Raw genomic sequence first — 1,557 nt, 5'->3', positions numbered from 1 at the left:
GGATCTACTTGGAAAGGGATGGTGACCTTTCACGCGGTTCTGGGGGTGAGGGTGACGTCGTAGCCGAGGGTCGCGAGGGTTCGGAGGGCGTTGTCTCGGGTGCGTTCAGGGTGGCGAGGGCGGTAGTAGTCGGATCCGAGTTCGTCGTAGGGAACGCCGTTGCGGAGCATGTTCCAGATGATGGTGAGAAGAGTGTGTTCGATGGCGACCACAGCTTTGAGTCCGCCGGTTCGGTAGCTCACTCGCCGGTATTTCGCGTAGAGGCGTCCGTTCTTGGAGCGGATGATGGTGAAGACGACGATTCCGAGAGCGGCTTTGAGGTAGGCGTCGCCGGGATTGATGTGCGCCGATTTGATGCGGCCTGCTGATTGATGGAGACCTGGTGCGACTCCTGCCCAGGAGGCGAGGTGTCCTGCGGTGGGGAAGACGCTCATATCCGCGCCGATCTCGGCGATGATTGTGTCTGCTGCGTTTTCTTTGATGCCCGGGATCGTCATCAGGAGTTCCCGGGTTCCTCGAAAGGGTTCGATCACCCTCTCGATCTGATCAGTGATCGCTGCGATGTCTTCGGTGATCGCGTCGATGCGGCGCAAGTGCAATCGCACCATGAAAGCGTGGTGATCCCGGAATCTGCCTCGCAGGGATTCGATCAACACCGGCGTTTTCTTCGCTAAAGATGCGTGCGCGAGCGCGGCCAAGGCCTCCGGGTCCCGTTCCCCGGCGACCAGGGCGTCCAGGATCCGCCGACCCGTCTGGCTGCCCAGCGTGGAGAGGACGGAGCTGATCTTGATGCCGGAGTCCTCAAGGTTCTTCTCCAGCCGAGCCCACTCGCGGTGCTGCTCCTGCCCGAGGTGGCGGCGGGTGCGGGTCAGATCGCGGAGCTCCCGGATCCGCTCCGGGGGCACGAACGAGCTGCGAAGCATGTTGTGAGCGGCGAGTTCGGCGAGCCATTGCGCATCCAGGACATCCGTTTTCCGGCCCGGCATGTTCTTCACCTGCCGGGCGTTCACGAGTTCGACGTTCAATGTCTCCGCGAGCGTGAAGAAGAACGGCTTCCAGTAATCACCCGTCGCTTCCATCACGACGACCTCGATTTCGGCCGCTTCCAAGTCCTGCCGCAGTCGCTCTATCTCGGAGACCGTGGACCCATACGTCGTCACGGTCTTCGTGAACTGATTCCGCCGCCCTGCCGGGAGCCGCAGACAGACCTTCGCATCTCTCTTAGAGATATCCAAGCCCGCGGCACGTTCGTAAACGACATCCATGACACCCTCCGATCGACTTCATCGGCGCCGGCCGGCATCGACGAGTGTCGCGGGGAGAGCAGGGATCAGAGTGATGAATCTACTTGTCGGGCTCCACCGGCACGAAAGCCGGATAGGCACCAATCCGCGGTTCCCGCGGACGCCCTCCAGGCCACGCTCGATAACAAGCTCGAAGCATCAAGATCCATCGGCCTCGACCGCGACCCCTCCATCGTCCAACCACAACGAGCCAGCCACAAGATCCTTTCCCCGCCCTGCACTGGCGCCGAAGGCGCCCCCTCCGCTCGATACG

The 1,557-nt window shown here is 62.1% G+C and carries 1 protein-coding gene; it reads right to left on the bottom strand.

All coding sequences use genetic code 11. The features are described 5' to 3' along the window. Positions 1-29 precede the first annotated feature (29 nt). Complete coding sequence (locus tag EDF43_RS21595; RefSeq protein ID WP_132438521.1) at positions 30-1,265, bottom strand: IS110 family transposase; 1,236 nt, start codon at positions 1,263-1,265, stop codon at positions 30-32. Positions 1,266-1,557 lie beyond the last annotated feature (292 nt).

The sequence above is a fragment of the Rathayibacter sp. PhB179 genome, from assembly GCF_004345345.1.
GTDB lineage: Bacteria > Actinomycetota > Actinomycetes > Actinomycetales > Microbacteriaceae > Rathayibacter > Rathayibacter festucae.
The sequence above is the reverse complement of the archived record's forward strand: the minus strand, read 5'-3'. Positions and strand labels throughout refer to the sequence as shown.

Coding starts and splice junctions, on each gene's coding strand:
- EDF43_RS21595 (WP_132438521.1), bottom strand. CDS start 1,265: ATGGATGTCGTTTACGAACGTGCCGCGGGCTTGGATATCTCTAAGAGA.